At 40.2% G+C, this 7,662-nt stretch carries 7 protein-coding genes; 2 read left to right on the forward strand and 5 right to left on the reverse strand.

Annotated features, from left to right (window positions below):
* The first annotated feature begins 168 nt into the window (after window positions 1-168).
* Window positions 169-1,905, forward strand: a complete 1,737-nt coding sequence (locus tag AAC147_RS01015; protein ID WP_231571547.1) for a SulP family inorganic anion transporter — start codon at window positions 169-171, stop codon at window positions 1,903-1,905.
* Between the two features lie 44 nt (window positions 1,906-1,949).
* Here the strand turns inward: AAC147_RS01015 and AAC147_RS01020 are convergent, their stop codons facing one another.
* On the reverse strand, window positions 1,950-2,690 hold the full coding sequence (locus tag AAC147_RS01020) for a YciC family protein (RefSeq protein WP_047684731.1): 741 nt from the start codon (window positions 2,688-2,690) through the stop codon (window positions 1,950-1,952).
* 377 nt (window positions 2,691-3,067) lie between these two features.
* On the opposite strand from AAC147_RS01020, the gene ompW reads away from it, so the two are divergent.
* On the forward strand, window positions 3,068-3,709 hold the full coding sequence (gene ompW, locus AAC147_RS01025; RefSeq protein ID WP_047684734.1) for an outer membrane protein OmpW: 642 nt from the start codon (window positions 3,068-3,070) through the stop codon (window positions 3,707-3,709).
* Window positions 3,710-3,870: 161 nt separating this feature from the next.
* On the opposite strand, the gene AAC147_RS01030 is transcribed toward ompW, so the two are convergent.
* The 4 genes from AAC147_RS01030 to trpCF all read right to left on the reverse strand — a co-directional run bounded on the left by AAC147_RS01030 (window position 3,871) and on the right by trpCF (window position 7,657).
* On the reverse strand, window positions 3,871-4,185 hold the full coding sequence (locus AAC147_RS01030; RefSeq protein ID WP_047684737.1) for a BON domain-containing protein: 315 nt from the start codon (window positions 4,183-4,185) through the stop codon (window positions 3,871-3,873).
* Between the two features lie 39 nt (window positions 4,186-4,224).
* Window positions 4,225-5,031 carry a tryptophan synthase subunit alpha gene (gene trpA, locus AAC147_RS01035; RefSeq protein WP_047684739.1) on the reverse strand — a complete coding sequence of 269 codons (807 nt, stop codon included), beginning with the start codon at window positions 5,029-5,031 and terminating at the stop codon, window positions 4,225-4,227.
* On the reverse strand, window positions 5,031-6,224 hold the full coding sequence (trpB, locus tag AAC147_RS01040) for a tryptophan synthase subunit beta (RefSeq protein WP_197056407.1): 1,194 nt from the start codon (window positions 6,222-6,224) through the stop codon (window positions 5,031-5,033). Before trpB ends, trpA begins: the two co-directional genes overlap by 1 nt.
* 77 nt (window positions 6,225-6,301) lie before the next feature.
* Window positions 6,302-7,657 carry a bifunctional indole-3-glycerol-phosphate synthase TrpC/phosphoribosylanthranilate isomerase TrpF gene (gene trpCF / locus AAC147_RS01045; protein ID WP_047684754.1) on the reverse strand — a complete coding sequence of 452 codons (1,356 nt, stop codon included), beginning with the start codon at window positions 7,655-7,657 and terminating at the stop codon, window positions 6,302-6,304.
* Window positions 7,658-7,662: the final 5 nt, after the last annotated feature.

Here is a 7,662-nt window from a genome sequence, read left to right on the forward strand (position 1 = left end):
GCTCACTTTAATACCGATGATGGCACGTTTCTGAATTTATGCCAGAGTGTATCAGATCTCAATGAAATGGTTTAAAGAAAAAGGCAGGGAGCGGAGTGATGAGGATTGTGAGTTTTGATTTAACACCGCATTATACTGTGTTTCATTTCACGAAAGGACTGTAATGCTATGTTGTGGAAAAAAATGTTGTGGAAAAGCACATTGTGGAAACAGTTATATCGCTGGATGCCGGGATTGGAGAGTCTTTGTCACTATCGTAAAGAGTATTTCGGCCATGATATGCGAGCCGGTTTGTCTGTTGCTGCTGTCGCTCTGCCTGTTGCGATTGCTTATGCTGAATTAATGGGGATAAGCGCTATCATTGGCCTGTATGCTTGTATTTTACCCATGATTGCTTATGCCTTGTTTGGAACATCTCGTCAGTTGATAGTCGGGCCGGATGCTGCGACATGTGCTGTTATTGCGGCTGCGGTAACGCCGCTGGCGTTAGGGAATGAAGATGTTCGCTGGCAGCTCGCCATCGTGATGACATTGATGACGGGATTTTGGTGCATACTGGCTAGTCATTTTCGTCTGGGAGCATTTGCTGATTTTATCTCTAGACCCATTTTAAAAGGTTTTATTAATGGGGTTGCGATTACTATTATGGCGGATCAGATCGCCAAAGTATTTGGGCTTTCCGGTTTACCACCAGAATTGATTGAACGATTGGTTGCATTACCGCATAAATTGCTGGCATCTCATTGGCCGACTGTCGGGATGTCCGCAATGACGTTATTAGTTCTGCTGAGTGTACGTTTTCTGCGGCCAGGTTGGCCAGCACCGTTGCTGGCGATGATCATTTCTACTTATGTGAGTTGGCAATTTGAATTGAATCAATATGGTATTCAGATTGTTGGCCATATGGAGGACGGTTTGCCGATTGTCCCAATGCCTGAATTCGAATTCGGCAGCATACGTGATTTGGTTGTTCCTTCCATCAACCTTGCGGTGATCAGTTTTGTCAGTTTCATGATGACAGCACGTAGTTTTGCCAGTAAAAATGGTTATCAGGTGGATGCAGATTTAGAATTACGGGCATTGGGCATCGCCAATATTGCGTCGTCGTTATCACAGGGTTTTGCAGTCAGCGCCGCCAGCAGCCGTACCGCGGTCAATGATGCTCTTGGTGGAAAAACGCAGATGGTGTCGGTTATCTCTGCAATAGCCATATTATTAGTATTATTTTTTATGACTAAATTTCTGTCATATATCCCATTATCATCATTAGGCATTGTCCTGATCTTTTCTACGTGGTCATTACTTGGATTAAAAAATATCTGGGCATATCGGAAACGTAATCGTCAAGCTTTTATATTATCCATTTTCACATTGGTTGCAGTTTTATTAGTCGGTGTGATTGATGGTATTGGTTTTGCGGTATTACTGGGTTTATTACAATTTTTACGTATTATTTTTCGTCCTTCTGATCAGTTGTTGGGTGTGAATGAGCAAGGCATGATCCGTTCAATCAATCAAGGTAATGATATTGAAGCAGTAGATAGCGTGATGATGTATCGTTTTAATTCACCTTTGACTTACTTTAATGTCGGGTATTTTAAAAGACGGATTTTACAGCATGTAAATAGCACCCCAAAACGCCCTGCATGGTTAGTTGTGGATGCAACGGTCAGTTTTACCTATGATGATGTCAGTGTGTTTGCTGCGTTGGATGAACTCATTACGGTGCTAAAACGAAAAAGGATAACGTTAATCCTTGCTGGCCGCAGAACTGAATTGAAGAACTGGATCAAACAAAACAAACTCAAGCGTAGTGATGAGGATTTAATTGTTGTCCCTGATCTCTATTTTGCTATTCGTTTGATTCAGAGTGAGAAACAAGTTGAAGAGAAAGAGCCTCGCTGAGTAGGGCGAGGCAATGGATTTCTTATATGTAACTAATTTGTAATTCACTGATTTTGTGGTTTGGTCAGCATATACAAGCGGAATAGATAAATCAGCAGCACAGAAGAAAGCAGGTTATTCAGTGATGATAGTGCGATATCAGGCAGCTTAGACAAACCCAGTACTAAAATCAGTTTTATTGCAAGCCATAGTAATACAGCAGGAACTAACAGGCGAAAATTATTGAACGCTAATCTCCAGCTTTCTTGCATAGAAGCAAACACCCCTTTACCTTTATCAAGCAGAAAAATCGGGGCAAATGCAAATGTGATTGAAAACAGAACCCCTGGGATGAACATCAACGTATAACCTATCTGAACTAATAGAGTACAGATAAACATCAGCAATAACATCTTAGGTAATTGAATAATAAATAGTTTGCTGACCTGTAATGCATTGGTTTGATGCCCATTTGAAATAGCACTGATAAGTATCAATACACTGACAGTGAGTAAAGTATCACCAAATATGTTGGAAAATAGGATCCCGAATGCTGTATGCAAGAACATTAACTGCTCTTCCGAGGTCAATTGCTCTACGAAGTTTTTAATACCCGCATTGCCTGATTCTTTGAAAGCATCTTGTATCTCAACCAGTAATTTGAGTTGCTCACCATCAGGCATGAGAACATGCTCCAGCAATGTTGTCACCAACGCGGCCAAAACAGAGAGTATGACAATATTCAACAGCTGATGCTTAAAGAAATTGAGGCTGTCACGATACAGGGTATTTGCCGTGATGGGCATGAAAATGGCTCCTATCAAATGAAACAATGATGATACCCGATTGTACCTTGTTCGGCAGATTATTGGATACCTAAAAGTAAAGGTTAGTCACTATTGCACAATATTTGTTACCAGAAACGTTTTTTGGTTAATTTTTGTTCTTTCGATAATCGTGTTAATTCTGTGTTAACTGAACAGGATCTAATTGATATATATTAGTTGTCAATATAATACTAATATTCTTAATTATAGGTTGTAATCAAAAATTGATAGGGAAATATAAAATTTCCTTCATCATAAATATATATTCAGGTAACTTTGATTTGGATCAATTAAAAATATCCCATAGGTGAAATAATAAATTTTTAAATACTAAAACCACATAAATGGGATTGATAATGAAAAAGATTTCTGCGCTTGTCTTGGCTGCTGCAACTCTGGCTCCATCATTGACTTTTGCCCATGAAGCCGGTGATTTCCTATTCCGTGCAGGCACAGCAACGGTAAGACCAAATGCTGGCTCTGATAATGTTTTAGGTTTAGGTTCGTTTGACGTAAATAATAACACACAGTTAGGTTTAACTTTTGGTTATATGGTCACTGATAACATTGGTGTTGAATTATTGGCTGCTACGCCATTTCAACATAATGTTAATTTGCCAAAAGTCGGTGAGATCGCGACGGTTAAACATTTACCACCAACATTAATGGCACAATACTATTTTGGTGATAAAGAAAATGATTTACGTCCTTATATTGGTATAGGTGTAAACTATACAACATTCTTTGATGAAAAATTTAATAATAATGCAACTGTTAAAGCGGCGAATTTAAATAGCCTGGATCTGAAAGATTCCTGGGGGATTGCAGGTCAAGTAGGTTTAGATTATCAACTGGATAAAAACTGGATGTTGAATACGTCACTCTGGTGGATGAATATTGAAACTGATGTGAAGTTTAAAGCAGGAAATAAGGATTATAAATATAAAACCCGTCTTGACCCTTGGGTATTTATGTTTGGTGTCGGTTATAAATTCTGATTATTTGATGATGCGAGTGTAATTAACCTGTGTGTTTGATAACCCAATAGATTTTAAGGTGCAACTTTGTTATCTGCAACTTGAAAAATAAAGGGTATAAGAGAGAACCAATGGGGCAAGCATATGCTGTGCCCCATTTTTACGATATTTTTCAAATTTATTCACCGGAGTTTTATAGAGTTAATAACGGTTTTCACTCCCTTAATCCCTCTTGCAATTTGAATTGCTTGTTTGACTTCTTCGGGAGAACGTGCAAATCCACTTAATTGAACACGCCCTTTATAGGTTTCTACACTAATGTCATTGGATATCAAATTATTAGTCTCAAACAGTGCAGTTTTTATTTTGGTAGTGATGACTGTATCATCAATGTAGTTTCCAGTGCTTTCTGTTGTTGCTGTTGGAGCACATGCAGATATCGTAACGGTTATAATGGCCGCAATAAAAAATGCGGAAATGGTCTTCAACTTTTTCATAGTAAATCTCCTTAACTGCGCTATGGGGGAAAAGAGAGATTATTTCTGGGTTGCTGATTTCATGGAGCGGACGAATATCGTGAGTTTTTCCAGCATAATGTGAGGTTGATGTAAATTATTCTCAATGATATTCACCACAGCAGAACCTGAAATAGCACCGGCAGCTCCACTATTGATGACAGATATAACTTGCTCTGGTTCAGAAATTCCGAAACCTTGTAGGGCAGGTGCTGCATGGTATTCTTTTAGTTTATTAACCAAATGTGTCAATGGTTGTTCCATCCGAATTTGAGTTCCTGTAATACCGGCTCTTGATAGCAGATAAGTGTAACCGCGCCCGAATGAGGCAATTTCACGCAATAAATTATCATCTGCATTGGGTGGACAAATGAAAATTGGCGCAATGTCATATTTTATGGCTGCTGAATAAAAAGGGCGTGATTCAGATAATGGCACATCAGCAACCAGAACCGAATCAACCCCTGCTTTTTTACAGCGGTTATAAAATTCATCTATTCCATTATGAAATATTAGATTTGCGTACATCAGCAGACCGATTGGAATATCAGGGTGTTTTGTCCGAATTTGTGCCAATAACTCAAAACATAATGTCGGTGTGACCTTGGCAGATAATGCACGCAAATTAGCATCCTGAATCGTCGGGCCATCTGCAAGAGGGTCGGAAAATGGAATGCCAATTTCTAAGGCATCGGCTCCACCAGAAATGAGAGCGTCGATAATATCTAAAGATAATTCAGGATTAGGATCGCCCAGAGTGACAAAGGGAACGAAAGCGCCTTGATTTTGTTTTTCTAATTTTTTAAATAACAATTCGTAACGTTCCATCAGATTTCTCCTCTTGATTTCAAAATAGTGTGAACGGTAAAGATATCTTTGTCGCCACGACCGGATAAGTTGACAATCAATAATTGTTCTTTATTCGGTTCCTGATGGATCATTTTCAAGGCGTAGGCAAGTGCATGTGAAGATTCTAAGGCCGGAATAATCCCTTCATTAAGTGATAGTGCCTTAAATGCATCCAGTGCTTCATTATCAGTGATGGAAACATAATCCGCCCGTCCAGTGCTGTTAAGATAGGCATGTTGAGGGCCAACGGAAGGAAAATCCAATCCGGCAGAGATGGAATATGACTCTTCTATTTGCCCATCTTCTGTCTGCATGATTGGCGATTTCATGCCAAAGTAAATTCCTAACTTACCGTGTTTTAATGGTGCACCATGCTCCCCGGTTTCAATACCATGCCCGGCGGGTTCAACACCAATCAGACGAACGTGGGTTTCTGGAATGAATTCTGCAAATAATCCAATAGCATTTGAACCACCACCAATACAGGCAATAACAGCATCAGGCAAGCGTCCTTCTTTTTCCAAAATCTGGCTCTTGGCTTCTTCACCAATCATGCGCTGAAATTCACGTACCATTGTGGGGTAAGGGTGTGGGCCGGCAGCGGTTCCGAGCAAATAATGTGCTTTATCATAGCTGCCAGACCAATCACGCATCGCTTCGTTACAGGCATCTTTTAGTGTTGCGGAGCCGCTGTGAACAGGAATGACTTCAGCGCCCATAAGGCGCATACGGAATACATTGGGAGATTGACGTTCAATGTCTTTTGCTCCCATGTAGATGCGGCATTTCAAACCTAAAAGCGCGCAGGCCAGAGCAGTCGCTACACCATGCTGACCAGCACCCGTTTCAGCAATAATTTCTTTTTTCCCCATCCGTTTTGCCAGTAATGCTTGTCCTAAAACCTGATTGGTTTTGTGTGCCCCTCCGTGGAGTAAATCTTCTCGCTTCAGATATAAACGGGTTTTTGTGCCTTTGGTTAAATTTTGGCATCGTGTTAAAGCAGTAGGACGGCCTGCATAGTTTTTCAATAAACTATGAAATGCTTGTTGAAATTCAGGATCATTCTTTGCTTCGATAAAAGCTTCTTCTAATTGATCAAGGGCAGGGATTAGGATCTGGGGAACAAATTGCCCTCCAAAATCACCAAAATATGGATTTAACTTAGCCATTATTTTTATTTCTCACTTTTTGGTTAAAATTTAACTATCTGAATATTCGTCTTTTGAATGCTAGTTTTTTGAAAATATGATTAATAACAGCGTAATTGTTGGAATACTTGTTTTATTTTCTGGCTGCTTTTGATCCCTGGCCTGATTTCAACACCGGAATTAAAATCCAGTCCGTAACAACCCAGAGCTGCGGCTTGTCTACAGTTCTCAGCATTTAAACCACCTGCCAATATACTGTTATGCTGAAAATTTTTGTCGATTAATTGCCAATCAAAGGCTGTGCCTGTACCTCCAGAGCCATTATCCAATAATAGATGATCAATATTGGAATAAGATATATCGAAAAGCGTTTTTGCCTGTGACATATCAATCGCTTTCCACATCTCACAATGTTCTGGCAGGACAGAACGGAGCGCATTAATGTAGGTTTGATCCTCATGACCATGCAATTGAACGGCTGTGAGTGAAAGATTGCGGGCAGTATGATTGACGAATTCAATTGACTGATTCTGAAATACACCAACATATAACAAAGGGACTTCATTAATGATTTGTTGTGCTTGTTGAAGGCTGACTTTACGTGGTGATTTTTCAGCAAAAATTAAACCACCATAAACGGCACCAGCCTGTAATGCTGCGTTAGCATCATGTGAGCGGGTTAAACCGCAGACTTTATTGTCACCCAGAATCAGTCGCCGTAGAGCGAGATCCAAATCAGATTGAGCCATCAAAGCACTACCAATCAGGAATCCACAGGCAAATTGGCTTAATTCTCGTACTTGCTGGTGGCGGTAAATGCCGGATTCACTAATAACAATGGTATTTTCTGGCAAATCGATGGCCAGACTGCGGGTACGATCTAAATCTATAGACAAATCACGCAGATCCCGATTATTAATACCAATCACTTTTGCACCCAGTGCTATTGCCCGACGGCGTTCCTCTTCGTTGCTGATTTCTGTTAATACCCCCATATCAAGGCCATGTGCCAGATCGGATAGTTGACGGTAGGTTTCATCATCAAGAACAGAAAGCATCAACAAAATAGCATCGGCCTGATAATAGCGGGCAAGGTAAACCTGATAAGGGTCAATAATGAAATCCTTACACAGAATGGGTTGATGTACAGCCGCACTGACTACGCGGAGAAAATCATAACTGCCCTGGAAATACTTTTCGTCAGTCAGTACAGAAATCGCTGCTGCGTAGGGTTGGTAATTTTTGGCAATATGTACTGGATCGAAATCTGTTCGTAGCACGCCTTTTGAAGGAGACGCCTTTTTGCATTCCAGAATAAAAACCGTCTGGTTATGAGTCAGTGCCTGATAAAACGGACGGTGGCTTGGTACAACGGAATCAATGAAACTTTCCAGTGGCTGTTTTTCCTTGCGAGTGATGAGATATAGTGCCTTATCTGCAACAATCTTCTGTAATATATTAC

This window comes from Xenorhabdus sp. NBAII XenSa04 (assembly GCF_963866145.1).
GTDB classification, from domain to species: Bacteria; Pseudomonadota; Gammaproteobacteria; order Enterobacterales; family Enterobacteriaceae; genus Xenorhabdus; species Xenorhabdus indica.

Excerpts from the sequence above, each read along its gene's own strand:
- AAC147_RS01015 (WP_231571547.1), top strand. The coding sequence starts at position 169 with ATGTTGTGGAAAAAAATGTTGTGGAAAAGCACATTGTGGAAACAGTTA.
- AAC147_RS01020 (WP_047684731.1), bottom strand. The coding sequence starts at position 2,690 with ATGCCCATCACGGCAAATACCCTGTATCGTGACAGCCTCAATTTCTTT.
- ompW (WP_047684734.1), top strand. The coding sequence starts at position 3,068 with ATGAAAAAGATTTCTGCGCTTGTCTTGGCTGCTGCAACTCTGGCTCCA.
- AAC147_RS01030 (WP_047684737.1), bottom strand. The coding sequence starts at position 4,185 with ATGAAAAAGTTGAAGACCATTTCCGCATTTTTTATTGCGGCCATTATA.
- trpA (WP_047684739.1), bottom strand. The coding sequence starts at position 5,031 with ATGGAACGTTACGAATTGTTATTTAAAAAATTAGAAAAACAAAATCAA.